At 48.1% G+C, this 18,305-nt stretch carries 17 protein-coding genes; 15 read left to right on the forward strand and 2 right to left on the reverse strand.

The window, feature by feature from the left end:
- Window positions 1-147 precede the first annotated feature (147 nt).
- Together ACP5KC_RS05645 and ACP5KC_RS05650 are read left to right on the forward strand one after the other, a co-directional pair.
- Window positions 148-852 carry an acetate--CoA ligase family protein gene (locus ACP5KC_RS05645; protein ID WP_273434006.1) on the forward strand — a complete coding sequence of 235 codons (705 nt, stop codon included), beginning with the start codon at window positions 148-150 and terminating at the stop codon, window positions 850-852.
- A 5-nt stretch (window positions 853-857) separates the two neighbouring features.
- Window positions 858-2,312 (forward strand): acetate--CoA ligase family protein, encoded by a 1,455-nt coding sequence (locus ACP5KC_RS05650; RefSeq protein WP_428286941.1) that lies wholly within the window; start codon window positions 858-860, stop codon window positions 2,310-2,312.
- Between the two features lie 15 nt (window positions 2,313-2,327).
- Here the strand turns inward: ACP5KC_RS05650 and ACP5KC_RS05655 are convergent, their stop codons facing one another.
- Window positions 2,328-4,097, reverse strand: coding sequence for a dienelactone hydrolase family protein (locus tag ACP5KC_RS05655; protein ID WP_428286942.1), 1,770 nt, complete (start codon window positions 4,095-4,097; stop codon window positions 2,328-2,330).
- Between the two features lie 91 nt (window positions 4,098-4,188).
- Here ACP5KC_RS05655 and ACP5KC_RS05660 point away from each other — a divergent pair, with 91 nt between their 5' ends.
- From ACP5KC_RS05660 to fabG, 3 genes are all read left to right on the forward strand, one after another.
- A complete protein-coding gene (locus ACP5KC_RS05660) occupies window positions 4,189-4,809 on the forward strand; it encodes a YiiX/YebB-like N1pC/P60 family cysteine hydrolase (protein ID WP_428286943.1) in 621 nt (206 codons plus the stop codon).
- Window positions 4,810-4,887: 78 nt separating this feature from the next.
- Window positions 4,888-6,060, forward strand: a complete 1,173-nt coding sequence (locus ACP5KC_RS05665) for a thiolase family protein (RefSeq protein WP_273433998.1) — start codon at window positions 4,888-4,890, stop codon at window positions 6,058-6,060.
- Window positions 6,061-6,066: 6 nt separating this feature from the next.
- On the forward strand, window positions 6,067-7,035 hold the full coding sequence (gene fabG / locus ACP5KC_RS05670; RefSeq protein WP_428286944.1) for a 3-oxoacyl-ACP reductase FabG: 969 nt from the start codon (window positions 6,067-6,069) through the stop codon (window positions 7,033-7,035).
- 11 nt (window positions 7,036-7,046) lie between these two features.
- Here fabG and ACP5KC_RS05675 read toward each other — a convergent pair whose 3' ends face one another.
- On the reverse strand, window positions 7,047-7,778 hold the full coding sequence (locus ACP5KC_RS05675; RefSeq protein ID WP_273433994.1) for a helix-turn-helix domain-containing protein: 732 nt from the start codon (window positions 7,776-7,778) through the stop codon (window positions 7,047-7,049).
- Between the two features lie 135 nt (window positions 7,779-7,913).
- Here ACP5KC_RS05675 and ACP5KC_RS05680 point away from each other — a divergent pair, with 135 nt between their 5' ends.
- The 10 genes from ACP5KC_RS05680 to ACP5KC_RS05725 all read left to right on the forward strand — a co-directional run.
- Complete coding sequence (locus ACP5KC_RS05680; RefSeq protein WP_428286945.1) at window positions 7,914-8,969, forward strand: alpha/beta fold hydrolase; 1,056 nt, start codon at window positions 7,914-7,916, stop codon at window positions 8,967-8,969.
- Window positions 8,970-9,041: 72 nt separating this feature from the next.
- Window positions 9,042-10,559 carry a class I adenylate-forming enzyme family protein gene (locus tag ACP5KC_RS05685; RefSeq protein ID WP_424740509.1) on the forward strand — a complete coding sequence of 506 codons (1,518 nt, stop codon included), beginning with the start codon at window positions 9,042-9,044 and terminating at the stop codon, window positions 10,557-10,559.
- Window positions 10,560-10,563: 4 nt separating this feature from the next.
- Window positions 10,564-11,361: an alpha/beta fold hydrolase gene (locus ACP5KC_RS05690; RefSeq protein WP_273433988.1), complete on the forward strand. Its 798-nt coding sequence runs from the start codon at window positions 10,564-10,566 to the stop codon at window positions 11,359-11,361.
- Entirely contained in the window at window positions 11,358-12,152 is a 795-nt protein-coding gene (locus ACP5KC_RS05695) for an alpha/beta fold hydrolase (RefSeq protein ID WP_428286946.1), read from the forward strand. The genes ACP5KC_RS05690 and ACP5KC_RS05695 overlap by 4 nt, the downstream gene beginning before the upstream one ends.
- Window position 12,153: 1 nt before the next feature.
- Window positions 12,154-12,906 carry an ABC transporter ATP-binding protein gene (locus tag ACP5KC_RS05700; protein ID WP_273433984.1) on the forward strand — a complete coding sequence of 251 codons (753 nt, stop codon included), beginning with the start codon at window positions 12,154-12,156 and terminating at the stop codon, window positions 12,904-12,906.
- Window positions 12,899-13,627 carry an ABC transporter ATP-binding protein gene (locus ACP5KC_RS05705; protein WP_273433982.1) on the forward strand — a complete coding sequence of 243 codons (729 nt, stop codon included), beginning with the start codon at window positions 12,899-12,901 and terminating at the stop codon, window positions 13,625-13,627. Before ACP5KC_RS05700 ends, ACP5KC_RS05705 begins: the two co-directional genes overlap by 8 nt.
- An 8-nt stretch (window positions 13,628-13,635) precedes the next feature.
- A complete protein-coding gene (locus ACP5KC_RS05710; RefSeq protein ID WP_273433980.1) occupies window positions 13,636-14,499 on the forward strand; it encodes a branched-chain amino acid ABC transporter permease in 864 nt (287 codons plus the stop codon).
- Window positions 14,500-14,504: 5 nt separating this feature from the next.
- Window positions 14,505-15,749, forward strand: coding sequence for a branched-chain amino acid ABC transporter permease (locus tag ACP5KC_RS05715; RefSeq protein ID WP_428286947.1), 1,245 nt, complete (start codon window positions 14,505-14,507; stop codon window positions 15,747-15,749).
- A gap of 45 nt (window positions 15,750-15,794) precedes the next feature.
- Window positions 15,795-16,805: a 3-oxoacyl-ACP synthase III family protein gene (locus ACP5KC_RS05720; protein WP_428286948.1), complete on the forward strand. Its 1,011-nt coding sequence runs from the start codon at window positions 15,795-15,797 to the stop codon at window positions 16,803-16,805.
- 70 nt (window positions 16,806-16,875) lie between these two features.
- The coding region (locus ACP5KC_RS05725; RefSeq protein ID WP_428286949.1) for a substrate-binding domain-containing protein at window positions 16,876-18,305 on the forward strand (1,430 nt) is incomplete at its 3' end.

Below are 18,305 nucleotides of genomic sequence, written 5' to 3' on the forward strand. Positions count from 1 at the left end.
ACGGCTTGGGAAACCATTCGACGCAGTGCCCGGGAAGACCTGCCGCCTTTTCCCGGTCAAGTAGATCAAATTTACCCGGGGCACATGTTATCCCTGTTAACCCCATTGTTTTTAGTCACTAAGCGGGTTTCATAGCAAGGGAAAATAGTGGATTTCACACCTCGGTCGATTTTTGAGAATGCGAGGAAAGAGAGAAGGAAAAAACTCTTGGAAGACGAGTCCCTTCTCTTATGCTCCTTCTATGGTCTCCCAGTACCTAAGTTCGGAGTTGCGCAGAGCAGTTCTGAGGCGGCCGAGATAGCCAAGAAGATAGGCTTCCCCGTTGTCTTGAAAGTGATCAGTCCAGACATCCTGCATAAATCTGATGTTGGTGGTGTTGTCCTTGACGTGAGGTCCCCTGAAGAAGCCCAGGAGCATTTTAGAGCTATAATGAGAAGCGTTAAGTTGAGAAGCCCTCAGGCGAGGGTTCGAGGGGTACTAGTGCAAGAGATGTTGCCAAAAGGGCTAGAGGTTATCGTTGGTGCTACACGTGATCCTTCATTCGGCCCCGTAGTTATGTTCGGGATTGGGGGAGTCTTCGTCGAGGTATTAAAGGATGTTAGTTTTCGTGTTGCGCCTTTAACGACCGTTGACGCTGAGGAGATGATCAAGGATGTTAAAGGCTATAAACTCTTCACGGGTTACAGAGGCGAAGGACCAAGGGATGAAATTGCTGTAATCGATATACTCTTAAAATTCTCAAAGATGATTACTGAGCTGGAGGATGTCTCTGAGGCCGATTTAAACCCGGTCATCGTGTACGAGGAGGGCCAAGGAGCGAAGGTGGCTGACGCCAGGTTCCTTTTGAGGTGATGGGTTTGAGCGGAGAGCTTTACAGGCTCTTCTATCCGAGATCAATAGCTGTCGTAGGTGCTTCCAGGGATCCAAATAAGATAGGGCATATTCTTTTAAGGAATATTGTATCAGGAGGCTTTAAAGGCAAGGTCTATCCTGTGAACCCCTCGACAGACACAATTCTAGGCCTTGAGGCTTTCCCATCAGTCTCGAGTATAAACTCCGAGATAGATGTTGTCATAGTAGCTGTGCCAGCTGAGAAAACAATAGAAGTTGCCGAGGACGCCGGTAAGGCTGGAGCAGAGTTTCTAGTCGTCATAAGCTCGGGCTTTCGGGAGGTGGGCAGGATTGATCTCGAGAAGAAGCTAGTCGAGGTGGCTAGAAAGCATGGGATGAGGGTTCTAGGACCCAACATCTTTGGATATTTATATGCCCCCTCCGGACTAAACGCTACCTTTGGTCCACGTGAAATAAAACCTGGGAGGATTGCATTCATAACGCAAAGCGGTGCCCTTGGAATAGCCTTGATGGGTTACTCGACTGTAGAGGAGATAGGGGTCTCAAGCGTTGTAAGCGTTGGGAACAAAGCCGACATTGATGACGCCGATCTCTTAGAATTCTTCGGGGATGATCCTAACACGAGCACGATAATACTTTACATTGAGGGCGTGGAGGATGGCAAAAAGTTCCTTGATATTGCCAGCACCGTATCTGTGAGGAAGCCGATAATAGCTATAAAGGCTGGTAGGACTGATGTCGGTGCAAAAGCTGCTGCAAGCCACACGGGTTCACTTTCCGGAGGGCCAGCTCTATGGGAGGGCGTCCTCAAACAAGCTGGGATTCTTCAGGTGAAAGATGTTGAGACAGCTTTTGACTACGCCAGGCTCTTCGAGACATATTCCGTCGCAGCGGGACCAAGTATACTTGTCATAACAAATGGTGGAGGAGCAGGCGTGCAGGCAACGGATACCTTGGCTGAAAATGGAGTACTGTTGAGCGAGCCTCCCGAGGAGTATGTAAATTATTTGAGAACTTTCCTGCCCCCCTACGCATCCACCAGAAACCCTGTTGACATAACAGGGGGAGCCCCGGATGAGCACTACTATCTAGCACTTAGAAAGGCCTTGGAGATACCCGGGATACACGCCGTACTCGTACTCTACTGTCAGACGATGACCACCAGCCCACTCAAGACCGGGGAGGCTATTGTCAGGGCGGTAGAGGAGTCAGGTTCAAACAAGCCCATAGTTGCAGGCTTCATAGGTGGATCCGAGGCTCGCAAAGCCATTGACTACCTTATACAACGCCATATACCAGCTTATCCGACTCCCGAGAGAGCAGCTCAGGCCTTGGCAGCACTCTACAGGTATGCGAGGCTTAGAGAAGCTGTGAAGAGGAGGCTAGATCTTCTAAGGCTTAGTGGTGAAATTCACAGTAAGATTCCAGGCGAATTAAGGAGAGAAATTCTTAAAAAATAACTTTTCCCTTTATTCTTAAAGAAGGGCCATTACTGATGCCATCGTAAAGGCCACGGTTAGCGATCTGAACAAGGAGGTTGTAAGCGTGCTCCTATACTCCTCGTAGAGGTACGGGGCTACCAGGGCGTGGAAAAGCTCTACACTCGAAAAGGCATAGTAGAGCCCGTAAGAGTTCATCGGCATGAAGGCTTTCACAATATCCATGTTTTGTGGCGCTATCAGGTTGAGGGCCATGTAACCCCTTAGTAAGCCTTCTATCTGCAGGGGGTTTGCGGAAAGTGAAACCCATATGGCCAACGGGAGAATCCTTGAAAGGTACTGTATAATCGCTGCTACTGCGACTCTAACGGGCCACATCTTTGAAGGCACATTATCCTGAATAATCCCTCTAAGCACCGTCTCATCTATAAAAACGGGTGGAAGTAGTAGGAGGGTAAGGTAAAACATGAGAATGAATCTAACAGGCGTCATAGAATAATTGGCCACAAGCCCCGTGAGGGTAGCGTTGTAGAGGATGTACATGAAGAGCCATATTAAACCGACGGTTATTAGTCCGGCTTTAAGGTTTCTCTTAACACTAGATCTAATTTCCCCTATGAAACTCTTTCTTAGGATGGCATAAACGACCACCAACGGGAGTAGGAGGAGCGCGAGAAGGGCGAAATAATAGATGGTGTACTGTGCACCTGAGAACATCGCAAACGTGTAGATCCTCCAGCCGAGATCCACGAGTATCGGGATGGTAAAGAATGAGGCTATCATGTAATACGCTGTGACTACGACCAGTAGGACTGCTGACTTGATAAGACCGAGCCCCTGGGGCCTCTCAGGGATCTTAGAGACTCCAATTTTCCTGAGATACTTGCCGGTGAGGTAAACAAGTGCAAGGATAGCTATAATTGCTAGGAGGCTTGCCGAGGCCGAGGTAGAGGCTAGAAACGTGGGATCTATGTAAGATGAGGGCTTTCCCATCCCAAAACATGTTAAGACCCATGATGTTGTTTCTTCGACTGTTTGCTTTGCAAAAATTATAGTGTAGTGGTCGGCATTTGGAACTATAACGAGTTTTCTGGCTGTGCCCTTGCTAGGTGAGCCGAAGACTTCGAAGGGCTTACCCTGTGTCTGGGTGGCGTAGTTGAAGAGCAGCTGCGCCGACGAGGGTGGTGTTATGATGTCTTTTTCCCCGACAATGATTAGTAGGTTTGAAGGCCTTGTCGTGTTAACTCCGGCTATCTCCCATGAGAAATACGGGCCTATCATCACGACGGGGTTCACTGAGCTTACTAGTAGTCCCAGCCTTAGAGCTGCGCGAGAACCCATCGAGTACCCTACGACGCCTATACGGTTAGCGTCAACATCATCTCTCATAGATAGGTACTTCAAGGAGGCTATGAGGTCGTTGGATATATTCGGGGCTGTCAACGGATCCCCGATGTAGCTTACACCGCCTTCACTTCCGTCATGGCCCCTATAGTTCAAAGCTAGGACTAGAACACCGTTACGCGCGAGTTCGGTGGATATAGCGTTCATCGTATCTGAGGAACCTCCTAGGCCGTGGACGACAATCACGGCAGGCAGTCTCCCATTGAACTTTACGGGCTTGTAGATTACGGCTCGCAGCTTAGCCCCGTCCAGACCAGGGATATATATTTCCTGTGTGTTCACGCCTTGCAATAACAGGGTCTTGGCAGAGGCAGAGGTCATAACTGCAAGGAGGAATATTACTAGTATGAGGCCGATGGCGATTAAACTTCCTTTATCAAGTTTTTTATTTTCTGCCTTCACAATTTCTCAAGGGACTCGTGTGGAACTTATAAATGGAGGGATATAAGTTAACCCACTCTTATTTATATACTTCTGTTCTAAGCTATAACGTATGAAGAGAAAAATAAGGAGCGCCTTATCAGGCTTATTAATTTCGCTCTTCTTCTTGCTTTCTACATCCTCCCACTATGCTAGAGCTTCTTCCAGTGACATCTACCATCCATACGGGTACTTCATCCACCCCTACCCAAATATAGTCTTAAAACCAGGGGACATTATAGTAGGGCATTATCCAGGCCAGGAGTACACTGTTGTAGGTTACTGGTCGCACGCAGGAATCCTATACAAGTACGATCCAACCATAGGGGACTGGCTTGTAGTGGAAGCTCTATACGAGGGAGTAACCGTTAACACTTTGAGAGAGTTCATGTCACGCTATAGCGCTGTGATAATACTCAGAGTCTACGGCGTATCCGACACCCAGGCAGCTAACGCCGCTAGATGGGCTTACTCGAAGCTCGGGTATCCCTATGACTACAACGGGTATTATAAGCAGGTTTATGGTCCTTCATATTATTGCTCCGAGCTCGTCTGGGCCGCATACATGGCTACGACAGGCGTCGATATTGATGCTTACTACTGGTTACCACAAAATTGGTATGGGGTCTTGCCGGGAGAAATTGTAGCCGACTCAGACACATATGCTGTGTGGTATAGTAACCTTGAGGGATAAAAAAGACGTTTTTTCCGGTTTTTTAGGTTACAGTGTTAACCATCCTGCTTTTAGGCAGCTGTTGAATTTACCTATTGGGTGGAAAAAACGGGGATTATAGGACAAGTAGGGGTTGTGGGTGCGTATAGCACCAAGTACGAGTCTAGGACATCTAAGGATACTTCCGAGCTCATAAGAGAGGTTGCTGTCAATGTCTTCAATACAGTGGATAAGGGGATCTCGCCAGGAGAAGTGGATCTGATAATAACTTCAAATTACAGCGACAGCTTTGGGATCCTTTTACACAGTGCCCCCCTAGTGGCTGACATCATTGGGAACCGCTCTGCCGTTGGCTTCAGGGCTGAGAACGCTTGTGCCAGCGGAACCACAGCTGTTTACCTGGCCTGGCAACTTCTTAGTACAGGAAAGTTCAGGAATGCTCTCATAGTCGGGTTCGAGAAGATGAGCTCTCAGGGCTCTTCCGCAAAGGCTAACGAGTTGCTCATGCGTACAGGCAGCCCCGACGAGTACAGGACAGGTGCGCCTTTCCTGAGCCTATATGCACTGATAGCCCGCGAGTACATGAGAAAATATGGCGCCACTGAGGAGGATCTTGCATTGGTCGCGGTGAAGAATCATGAAAACGCCACCCGTAACCCCCTCGCACAGTTCCAGAAGAAAATAACGGTCGATGACGTTTTACGCTCCCCCTACATCTCAACCCCGTTGAAATTACTCGACGCCTCCCCCCTCTCGGACGGGGCGGTCGCCCTCTTACTAAGTTCTGACCCTAAGAAGTACACGGATTCCCCTGTGTATATTAAAGGAATAAGCTTAAAGCATGACTACCCAGGCGTGTACCAGCGTGAGGACATGTCTTCCTTTAAGGCTGTTCGAGAAGCCTCAGAGGAGGCCTACAGGATGAGTGGTCTAGGTCCAGAGAAAATCGATCTCTTTGAGGTTCACGACGCCTTCACAATCAGCGAGATTATTCTCTACGAGATGCTTGGATTAGCTGAAAAGGGAAAGGGATACAAATTGCTCCGAGAGGGCGTGACAAGTTTTGCAGGCCACAAACCTGTAAACGCGAGTGGAGGTTTGAAGGCTAAGGGCCACCCTATAGGAGCAACGGGTGTGGGTATGGTGGCAGAGGTCTACTGGCAGTTAAGGGGAGAAGCTGGTGCTCGCCAGGTGAGCGGGGCGGAAGCGGGTCTAGTCGAGAATCATGGGGGCACAGGGGGGACATCAGTCGTGATTGTCTTGACGAGGTGAAAGCGTATGGGGTGGAGGATTAGAGTATTTACGGAGCTCTTGACGCCAGTAGAGCCGTTCAAGTCCACATATATTCTAGCAATAGTTGAAAACGAACAAGGAGAGAGGAAGATTGCGAGAATTCCATCCAAATACTTCGGCTTGGTCTCAGAGGGAGTCGAGGGAGACATCACCGAGGAGTGGACCGTTTTTGGCAAAGTAACGGTCTTCATACCGCGCCTCAACGGCTATCCTAGGAGAGTAGTCCTAGTTACGGGTGGGAGTAGGGGGATAGGAGCCTCCATCTCGCTAGAGTTCGCAAAGCATGGCTTCAACGTCGTGATTGCAGACATCATGCGTGACGAGGAAGCCGAGAAGACCCTTGAGGCCATACGTGGTCTAGGAGTAGAAGCCTACTACGTCGAGATGGATGTTAGTAAATGGGAAAGTGTGAGTAAAGGAATCGGAGAAGCAGTGAAACTCGCAGGTAGAATAGACGTACTTGTGAACAATGCCGGGATAACACGGGACACTTATCTCGAGAGGATGTCCGAGGACGACTGGAACAAAGTCTTAGACGTCAACCTTAAGGGGGCCTTCCTTTGCTCTAAGGCAGTATACCCGGTAATGAAAAAGCAGGGTGGAGGCGTGATCATAAACATTTCATCCATAATAGGCATCCTTGGTAATCCTGCACAGGCAAACTACTCGGCCTCAAAAGCGGGCCTTATAGGCTTGACAAAGACGCTTGCCAAGGAACTGGCTCCATATGGAATTAGAGTTGTCGCGATAGCACCGGGTTTTGCGAAGACACGGATGGCACTCGCCGTACCCTCGCCCTTGCTGCAAGAATATCTCAGGAGAATACCAATACCTAGACTTGTAGAGCCTGAAGAGATTGCGAAACTTGTCTTCCACGTAGTAGAGAACGAGGCTCTGAATGGAATAGTCATTCCTATAGATCTAGGGACGACTATATCATCACCGATAGCATAAAAACCAGAAAATTAGGAGTAGTTTTTCTCCCAGTCTTTTTTCACAGATGTCATGAAGTCTAAAACAGAGCTGAGAACCTTATACTCGGCGCGTCTAAGCGATTTTATGATGCTGACCCTTGAGACCCCCAGGAGGCTTGAAAGCTGCACGCTATCTATCGCCTTGGGCCAGGAATAATAACCCTTGGATAACGCTAGTTTTAACAGGCTTAGTTGCCTGGGAGTCAGCCTGTTTAGCTCAGAAATCATGTTAAGAATTGGCAGGTAATTCGCAGAGACCGTCACAAAGTCCTCCTCGTTTATCTCGTTGAGATAATATCTTCTAACATGATCTCTTTCCTTGATTCTTGAAAGAAAGTCATAGAACTGCTTCTTGGATATGAAACCCAGCGTCCACCTTTCTACTCCATTCCGGGCTATCCATGGAGAAACAAACATGGTCCCGAAGGTTACGCTTGTCTCCATCGTGTGAGTCTTTGAAATATACATGTGTACCCTCCACATGTCGCGAGACTTTCCTAGAACCTTGTAACTCTTGATTTCAGGAAGCTTAGAAAAAGTCTCGAGCGCGTGATGCAGCTTAGTATCGTCTTCGCTTTTAATCGTTAGGAATACCTGTTCGACACCGCGGGGGAGTTCTGAGATGTTAACAGATAATACCGTAGTTGTTAGTCCTTCCCTCTTCTCGGTCAGTTTCACTATTGGACAGTCGTATTGCTCGATGTCGAATACGCCTATATACATCTCGCACCATATGAAATCCCGGCTTCACCAATATTTAAACTTTTTGCATTTTATTTTATAATTTTAGTTTAACGTCGAAATAAAGTTCACTAGAGCTAGGCAAAGAATATATCTAATATTACGTCTTAGGTAATTGTGAAAGACTTGGAAAGAAGAACTCTGAGTTATGGAGACGAAAAGTTCTCACTCCTTTTCCGAGAAGGTGGAGAAAAAGTCTTGGTTTTAATTCATGGAAATCTATCTTCATCTGAAATATGGCATAGACTATTCTCAAAAATACCCCACGATTACACGGTTATAGCTCCTGATCTCTGCGGGTTCGGGTACACTAACTGTAAAGGAATAGATGCAACTAAAGGTTTCACGGTTTTCACTGAGGAAGTCATGACTATCCTTAGAAGTCTTAAAGTTCAACGTGCGACCTTCATGGGACATAGCATGGGTGGTGGTGTGGTTCTCGACATCCTAGCAAGACACCCGGACATGGTTACCCAAGCTGTCCTCATTGATCCTATGCCGCCCTATGGCTGGGGCGGTGTCAAGGGGCTCGAAGGAGAGCCCTGCTACCCGGATTACAGTGGGTCGGGAGCAGGACTCATAAGGGTCTATAACCCGTTCTTCCTCCAGGTTCTAGAAAAGCTGAAAAATAACGTTGCTTTGACGCCAGAGGAGAAACAGCTCCTCGACGCAACAATTAGCCTGTATTTCGCCCCCGGTTATAAGCCATCTGAAGACGTTCAGAAAGATATTTTGGAGATGATAAGGAGAACCAGCCTGGGCGACGAATATTATCCAGGCGACTATATCAACAGCCCCAACTGGCCTTATGTAGCTCCTGGAACTCGAGGTGTACTGAACGCTATGTCCCCGAAATACTTCAACGCTAAATCTGTTCTCACATTAAGCGTCAAGCCTCCTGTGTACTGGATACATGGAAGCGATGACTTAATGGTGTCGGACAACAGTCCAATCGATATAGGTGTTCTCGGTAAAAATGGCTTCATACCCAACTATCCTGGGGAGGAAATCTTCCCGCCCCAACCTATGTTCAGCCAGATAAAGGCCTTCCTAGAGGAATATGCTGAGAGAGGGGGTAGCTTCGAACAAAAGATTATTCAAGGAGCGGGTCATACACCCTTTGTCGAGAAAGAAGAGGAGTTCCTCGAGATACTAATGTCCTTCATAGGGTAGTTTTTCAGGGGACCGGGTTAACGTTGTTAACTAAAAGTGTATATTGGCTGTCTCCTATGTTAACTGTATTACATGAATTTGGAGAGAATATCCTCTTGTGGTACATGGGTTAACGACTGGATCTCCAAGCGAGCCTACCTTACAGGAGGATGGATAGCGATAAAAGACGATGCTCTTGGGCGTCTACGCTCCTTTACCTACTCGGAGCTAGATCAGACAGCTAGAAGGGTAGCAAGCCTGCTTAGGGAGGATTTCAACGTTAGTACAGGAGATAAGGTTGCCATCCTTTCCTGGACTAGGGCTGAATTCGTAGCTGTGCTTTTGGCCTGTTTTAAAATCGGTTGTACACTTGTGCCAGTGAATACACGGTATACCAGTAGAGAGATAAACGAGGTCATAGAGAGGACACACTCGCGGGTTCTACTTTATGAAGGAGAATTCGAGGACCGAGTAAAAGTGCTGGGCATACCGACGATCAGGTATGACTCGGCAAAGGATTTCAGCTACTCTACCAAGCCCCCCTTGAGCAACTCCGTCGAGTGTTGCCTCGAGGATATCGCGCTTATATTACAGACTGGAGGCACTACGGGAAAGCCCAAGTTTGCTATGATAAGCCACCGCATGATACTATGGAATGCGATGAATACGTTGCGGGACCTAGTGGTACCCGGTGACGTTACAATAAACACGCTCCCCCTTTTCCACATAGGAGGCTATACCTATCTTCTTCCTCTCCTTATGTTTGGAGGGACCAGCATCCTCATGCACAGGTGGAGTCCTGAAGCTTTTATAGAGCTCGTGGAATCCGAGAGACCAACATTCCTTTTCCTTGTACCTACACAGTTAAGGATGCTTCTTCAATCACCCAGGTTCAAGGATGCAGATTTTTCTAGTGTGAGATGGATCACGAGTGGAGGAGGAGCGCTCACGCGAGACCTTATTGAAAAGATATTTGAGAAGGGTGTTGTCCAGAAGCAGGGCTTCGGCATGACCGAGATGGGGCCAGGAGTCTTCGCTTTAGACCCGTGGGACGCACAGAGGAAGATGGGGTCCATCGGCAAGCCAAATCTCCTCGTTGAAGCCAGGGTCTTGGGAGGTTCAGGGTCTGAGGGTGAGCTTTACTTGAGAGGTCCCTCGGTTTTCTCAGGCTACCTGGACAACGAGGAAGAGTTGAAGAAGATGGTTAAGGACGGATGGATGGATACGGGCGACATAGCCAGGATAGACGATGAGGGGTATTTTTGGATTGTCGGGAGGGCGAAGAATATTATCAGGAGCGGAGAGGAAAGCGTCTACCCTGAGGAGGTAGAAAAGATTCTGTTAGCCCACCCAAAGATTAAGGATGTCGTCGTCATTGGTGTTCCAGACGAGAAGTGGGGCGAAGTACCTAAAGCCTTAATCGTTCTCAAGGAGGGTGAGAGGATAAGTAAGGAGGAGATAGTAGATTTTCTCAAAGACAAAATTGCCAAGTACAAGATCCCCAAGTACGTCGAGGTTGTCGAGGGCTTCGTGTATACTGAGACTGGAAAAGTCTCCCGTAGCGAATTGAAGAAACTATACGGACAGCCTAGGGATAAGTTAGAGGTGTGAGGGTATGCCTTACTTCACAACTTCTGATGGTGTGCGGCTCCGCTATGAGGTACAAGGCAGCGGGAAGAATGTGATAGCATTTCTCAACGGCATCGCGATGAACATTGACGGGTGGAGGATGCAAGCTGACTTCCTCAAGGGTAAGGGTTTTCTTGTTCTCCTACACGACATGAGGGGGCAGGGTGCGAGCGACAAGCCCCGCGCCGAGTATAGTTTGGAAAGACACGTGTTGGACTTGAAGGAGCTCCTAGACTTCCTCGGCTTCGATGAAGTATCCCTGGTGGGAATATCCTACGGAGGTAAGGTTTCTCTAATGGCTGCATTAAGTATGCCGGATCGAATAAAGAATCTTGTCATACTCAACTCCTCTCATACCGTCGACAGGGCTTTAAAGTTACGTGTTGACAGGTGGATCCTGGCAGCTAGGCTGAAATCAGGGCGTTTTCTATGGCAGGCAATGGTACCAGATATCTTCTCGGACAGGTTCCTGAACGATAACTTCTCCTTCGTTTCCTCGCTCGCACCAGGCTTCGAGCTAATAGACTTTGTCTCTTTCGAGGAAATGGCGAAGGCCTTTACCAGAGTAGACCTACACGGAAAACTTTCAGTTTTAAATACTCAAGCCCTGGTTGTGGCTGGAACCGATGACAAGTTTTTCCCGCCTCGTTATTCAAGGCTAATAGTGGAGGAGTTGCCTATGGGAAAATATTATGAGTTGGATTGCGGCCATGTTTCAATTTGGGAGAAGCCCCGTGAAGTTAATGAATTAATATATAAATTTTTATCAGGTGATAAGAAGTGAGTAGTAAAACACCACTTGAAAAAGTAGAGCACAAATACACCACTAGTAGAGACGGCGTAAAGCTGCATTATGTTGTTGCAGGAGAAGGCAGGCCAATATTCTTTGTGCACGGACTCGGCGAAAGTTTCCTGACCTGGCGGCCTCAAATAACCTTCTTTAAGGATAAAGGCTTCCGCGTAATAGCACTGGATCTGCGTGGACATGGCGAAAGCCAAGTACCTTCTAAAAGGGTCACGATGGAGGGCTTCGCACTTGACGTACAAAGTGTGCTTGAAGCCGAGGGGATCGAGAAGGCCTATATGGTAGGCTACTCAATGGGTGCACTGGTATTGCTGGAGTTCTACAAGGTCTCACAAACCTTCTTCGACAAGCTAGTATTAGAGGCCACCGCGCCGGAATACCCCCCAGCCATGACTGAGATACTAGAGAATATGTCAATGCACGAGATTGCCCAGCAGGTCGCCGAGTTTGCTGTTTCGCCTGTGGCGTCACAAGAGTTGAAGAGGGAGATTTATGAGATTGTCTCAAGGACAGACAAGAGAGTCTACATTCAAAGCGCTGAAACAGCTACTGAGAAAAGCTACAGGAGCATAATCCAATCCCTAAAAGTACCGACACTCTTCATCTCAGGAGAGCTAGACTACATCTCTCCCCCTGAAGTCGTAGAGGAGATGTCCCGTCTCGTTTCCAATTCAAGGAAGGTTGTAATGAGGGGTGTAGGACATATGCCTCACCGTGAAAAGCCTGACGAATACAATAGCATTCTCCTAGAGTTCTTGACAGGTGGCTAGCATGAGCGAGGTGGTTTTGAGAACCGTGGACCTGACAAAAACATTTGGAGGCCTCATAGCAGTAGATAAGGTAAACTTTTCCGTAAAGCACGGCAAAATCCATGCAATCATAGGTCCTAACGGCGCGGGCAAGACCACCCTCTTCAACCTTATAACGGGTGTCTTAAAGCCTTCCAGCGGCAAAGTGTACTTTGAAGACAAAGACATTACTGGGAAGCCGCCCCACTATATAAACTCGCTAGGATTAACGCGTTCTTTTCAAGTATACTCAATATTTCCCAACCTGACAGTCCTCGAAAACATAAGGTTAGCTGTCCAGGGCTCCCGTCCAAAGATAAAATGGGACTTCCTCCACTCGACATACTTCTACAAGGACATAGTATGGGAAGCGATGAGGATAGCCTCACTCACGGGCTTATACGGTAAGACCAACCTTCTCGCAAGGGATCTGACACCCGGCGACAAGAGAAAGCTTGAGATAGCCATGGCTCTAGCCGGCAATCCAAAACTAGTGGCGCTCGACGAGCCTACGGCTGGTGTGTCCCTGGAAGATGTACCAAGCATTGTCAGGCTTATAAAGAGGCTAAGGGATGAGATGGGCAAAACGGTTCTCGTCGTTGAGCACAAGATAGATGTCATCCTCGAGACAGCCGACGTCGTTAGTGTCATGGATCACGGGAGGATAATAGCTGAGGGCTCTCCCCAGGAAATAATGGAAAACAGAGAGGTGCAGAGGATATACCTGGGTGAGTAATACGCCTGAACCTATACTTTCGGTAAAAGAAGTCCACACATACATCAGCGGATTCCACATACTCCAAGGCGTATCTTTCCAAGTGGAGCGCTTATCCGTGACTGCCATTCTAGGTCGAAACGGGGTTGGTAAGACCACGACTCTCAAAACTATAATGGGCTTATACAAGCCCTCAAAGGGCACGGTTGTCTTCAAGGGTGAAAACGTCACAGGGCAGCCTCCTTACTATATTACACGGAAGGGAATAAGCTTTGTCCCATCGGAGAAGAATATCTTCTCTACGCTCACTGTAGATGAAAACCTGAAACTGGCCTATAACGGGCCCAAGGACAAGATAAGCGATAAACTTGAGCTTGTGTACAGCTTATTCCCAGAGCTGAAGAAGTTCTCGGGTCTAAGGGCAGGTATGCTTAGCGGTGGACAGCAGAGAATGCTTGCCCTTGCCTGCGGCATGATCCGAGAACACGACCTTTTAATATTGGATGAGCCCTCGGAAGGGCTAAGCCCGATGTATGTAAAGAACTTTTTTAGAAGACTGAAACTATTCACTGCCGAGAATAAAAAGTCCGTCTTATTGGTGGAACAGAACTTTGCGTTTGCGCGTGAAATCACAGACTATATTTACCTAATGGATAAGGGGGTTGTCGTTACCGGTTTCTCAGCCGGTGAAATAGATCAGAGGCAGGATGTTATCAGGAGAATACTGGGTGTGAGTTTATAGGTGATTGTATGTTGTCCCCGGAGCTCTTGTTGAGTGCTCTTATAGATTCTCTGGTGTATGCCTCTATGATATACATGGCCTCCCTCGGGCTTGTCATCGTGTTCGGCCTCATGGACGTCTTTAACCTCGCTCAAGGAGCATTCTTCGGGCTCGGAGCTTACCTTTTTGTAACACTATACTATGTAACCGGTAATCTCCCGCTAAGCCTGATTGTCACGGCGACCATAGGTTTTATCATAGGGTTCCTGACTGAAAGGCTTCTCATAAGACCCATCTATGGAAACCCGCTAGCACAACTTCTCTTAACAATGGGACTTCTGACACTCCTAGTAACCTTCATGCAGCTTCTATGGCCTTCTGGGCTCGTCTTCCCTGAGACAGGCGATTTCATGCTCTCAGGATATGTGACTCTGTCATCAATAAGCATAAGGGTTTACAAGTTTGTGGTCATTGCTGTCGGCTTCACGCTATTCGCGCTAGTAAACACCATTCTATCCAAAACCATGCTAGGAATCAAACTCCGGAGCGGGACCGAAAACCGTGAACTCGCGGCAATCTTCGGCGTAAATATCTCACGTCTTTTCACGCTGTCTTTCAGCACTGCCGTCGCCCTTGCACTCCTCGGCGGAGCTTTCGTTGCTCCGCTAACACATGCTACGCCGGATCTACCCGTGCATTTCTCGCTTCTAGCATTTGCAATCCCGGTTGTGGGAGGGATGAAAAGCTACTCCGGCGCCTTTTATGCAAGCCTCCTTATAGGATTTATAGATAGGTTCACAGCCTACTTCGTCCCGTGGCTTACCTTCGCGGTGGACCTACTAGTCATGATCATCGTGCTCATAATCAAGCCCGAAGGCTTGTTTGAGAGGTGATATTGGTGGAGAGAATAAAGGGAATTGCACTTCCTCAAAGGTTTCTAGGCTACGCGGTCGTGTCATTGATGATGCTTCTTCCATGGCTCGATAGAAGCCTTGCTACAGCTCTGCCCTTAGCGCTTGTTTGGGGCATGCTTGCGTTAAGCTACAATGTCCTTCTAGGCTTTGCGGGAGTCCCTAGTTTTGGTCATGCCCTACCCTTCGGGCTGGGAGCCTTTCTCACAGCTATACTCTTAAGAGCAGGCTTTCCTTACCTGTTTACCATTATCATAGCTGGCTTGGCAGCAGCCCTTGCTTATGTAGCCATGGGCCTACCAGCATATAGAGTTAAAGGACTATACTATGGTATTCTTACATTGGCGACAGCAGAGGCCGTTAGGAGCGCTATAGAGTCCTATGCCAGAACAACCGTTGCGATAACGGTTGGAACAATACCGGAGTTTACAAGTGTGGCTGGCCTTTACTTGTACCTGGTGGTCTTTACAATGTTCAGTATTCTAACCTTAGCTTCGGGTATTATGGGTTTTATCTACTCCAAGAGGACGGCGCTGAAAGTTTTCAAGGCCGTGCTACTGGCATTAATAACGGGATTACTCGTGTTCGGCTTATACAGTGCCTATACCTCGACATACAGCTTCCTGGTCCAATTAGAGGAGACTTTACCATACGTCAAGATGATCCGCTTCCTCTATCCTCTTAACCTATACTTCGTCTCCTTGATGATGCTGTATATATCATATTACATAATAAAAAGGATAGTCACGTCGCCTTTAGGTTCATCCTTCATTGCAATCCGAGAAAACCCTGTTAGGGCCTCCGTTATAGGCTACAATGTTTTCGCACATCAACTAGCCGCTTTCTTTGCCTCAGGCTTGTTCGCTGGAATCTCGGGTTCAATATACGTGGCGGTTATACCCACAGTTATGCCTGACGTCTTTGCGACTGACAAAACGTTCATAGCCCTGACAGGAGCAATTATAGGAGGCTTAGGTACACTAGTAGGTCCAGTTGTGGGTGGAGTCATCGCTGGTATTCTACGCGACTACCTCTCCAATATTACTCCAGCCCTCATCACAGCAGGGTGGATTTCCCAGCAACAAGCCCAGCTTATACCGAGCTTCATGCTTGGAGTTATCTATATAGGGGTTGTTCTAGGGCTTCCCTACGGTATATGGGGGACATGGCTTCTGAAGGGATGGAAGCTTAAACGTAGGATAGAGAAGCTTCTCGGATTTGAAACTAGTTAACCTTTTTCTTTTTACAGTCAGGAAACATTATCTAGTTTGATAACCTTGAAGCCTGAAATTAAGAAATATGCAAGGATAGTGAGTACTGGAATCGCCCTAGGAAAAACCCTTGTTACCAATGATGATTACGAGAAGTACTTTGGCCTAAGGCTTCCAGACGCCTGGAGGAATGCTCTTGAGAACAGGATTGGCATTAAACACAGATATGTCTCCTCACCCGAACAGTCCCCCTCAGACCTAGCGGCAGAGGCCGCCAGGATGGCGCTGGAGAACGCGAAACTAAGTATTGACGACATAGACCTTATAATTGTAGCCACGGATACGCCCGACTTCCAGACGCCTCCTACAGTCAGCCCGCTCCACATGAAGCTGGGCGCGAAGCTAAAAACGGGCGGCTTCGACATTAACGCCGCTTGCGCTGACAACACCATTGCCCTGATGCTTGCATCTTATAACATAATGCTTAACGAAGACGTAAACTATGTGCTCGTAGTATCACCGTACACTATGACGAAGTTCATTGACCCTCAGGATGTGACCGCCTCCGTGTTCTCAGACGGTGCAGGGGCAGTTATTCTAGGCCCCTCCGATGAACCCGGCTTCCTGACGGGCAAGATAATAGCCGATGGAAGCTACTACGACTACTGGGGTATATATATAGGCGGAGCCAGGCCCGTCAACGAGGAAGTGTTAAAGGAGAAATGGCACAAGCTGAGATACCTTAAGAGGTATCCTCCCGACATAAACCTCCGTCACTGGCCAGGGCTTGTCCAAGACACGCTAAAAAAGGCAAACCTGACCCCGGATGACATCAAGTACTATTTCGTCACACAGGTGAATAGAGAGATGATTTATCAGTTGATGAGGCTCCTCGGCCAGCCACTTGAGAAGGCACCGACCATTATGGACAAGTATGGATACACGGGTTCAGCATGCGTCTTCATGGCCCTTCACGACACCGTTACAAGTGGAAAGATAAAGAAGGGAGACTACATCCAGTTTGTGACGTCAGGCGTTGGATTCGTAATGGCAAGCGCGATTTTCCGATGGGTATAACTAGATATATCATCTGTAAATAGTAGTTAACCTTTCTTTTATTGAGGGTCATCATTCCACTTATATATGTATGAGGGGAAAAAACATATCAGGTAGACTTTTACTCACGGCCACTCTCATCGCAATCCTATCCTTGTCGACTGTGAACATTAGAGCACAGAGTGGAAACGAGATAGTCATAGGAATCGTAACGGATCGCACAGGTGCCCTAAGCTATTACGGGGACATGTCAATAAATGGCTTTATCCTTGGTTTAATGTACTCCCTAAACATTTCAAGCTTCGAGACTGTTGTTCCAAACCTTGAATGGAAGCTGAAGTGGCAGGATAAGACAATCCACATTATAGCCGCTACGAACGTACCGGCCGGCCAGCAGGTCCCAGATCCTGCTACAGCGACTAAGGCAGCCGAAGATCTCATTCAGAACAAGGGGGCGGAGATCCTGGTCGGTTGCTCTGACAGCCCCTCAGCAATAGCTCTAACCCAGATAGCTGAAAAATACAAGGTCATATTCCTCGTCGTGCCAGCAGCCGACCACGAGATAACAAAGAGCTACCTTAACAGGTATGTCTTCCAGATCTCGTCTACCACATGGCACGACGCTATCGCGGGAGGAACCTATGCAGCTAGGCTAGGCAAGACAGTGGCCTTCATAGCGCCGAGCAACTCATGGGGACGCTCAACCGTCGAAGCATGGTCTACCGTTATACAAAAGAACGGCGGGACGGTTGTTGCAGATATCTATGCGCCTGTAACAACTACGGATTTCACACCATATATCCAGGCATTGCTAGCGTCTAAAGCAGAGGTATTTGTCCCGGTTTGGAGCGGAGCCACTGCTTTAACCCTATACCAGCAAATCAACGCGTCGGGAGTATACCAGAAAATGAAGGTTACTTCAGGAATACCCGACCTAGCCACTCTTAACCTCCTCAAGATGGGGCTTTACCTACCTAACTACGAGGGCATGATGAAGTATGCGTGGAACCTCCCGCAAAACAACCCTGTAAACGAGTGGCTAGTCTCAAAGTACGTCGAGCTTTACAAGAAGAAGGCCCTACCCACTATGGGCTCCGTTCTAGCAGCCTTCCCGCTACCCGACCTATTCGTGGGTGAAGGGTTCGTTGCGGGACACGCTCTCGGCCTAGCCCTTAAGAAGACCGGGGGGTCCACCAACTCAGAGAAGCTGATAAGTGCTCTTGAGGATCTGAGCTTTACTTCGGTGAAAGGAGACATTAAAATCAGGAAAGAGGATCACCGTACGATTCAAGACATGTATATAGCAAGGATTGTTTGGGACAATACAGCATTACAGAAATACTACAGCGAGGATGATCTACCAAACATCTACAAGCCCTTCCTTAAAGTGGGGATTTTCGCGCCGAAATACGTTGACACCATAAAAAGCGTTACACCACCCATCGAGAAGAACCTTTATCCCCCTGAGGCCGCTCAGCCCCAGCAACCCCAACAGGCGCAACCCGCAGCTCCACCTCAAGC

This window comes from Infirmifilum sp. (assembly GCF_049970975.1).
GTDB lineage: Archaea > Thermoproteota > Thermoprotei > Thermofilales > Thermofilaceae > Thermofilum > Thermofilum uzonense.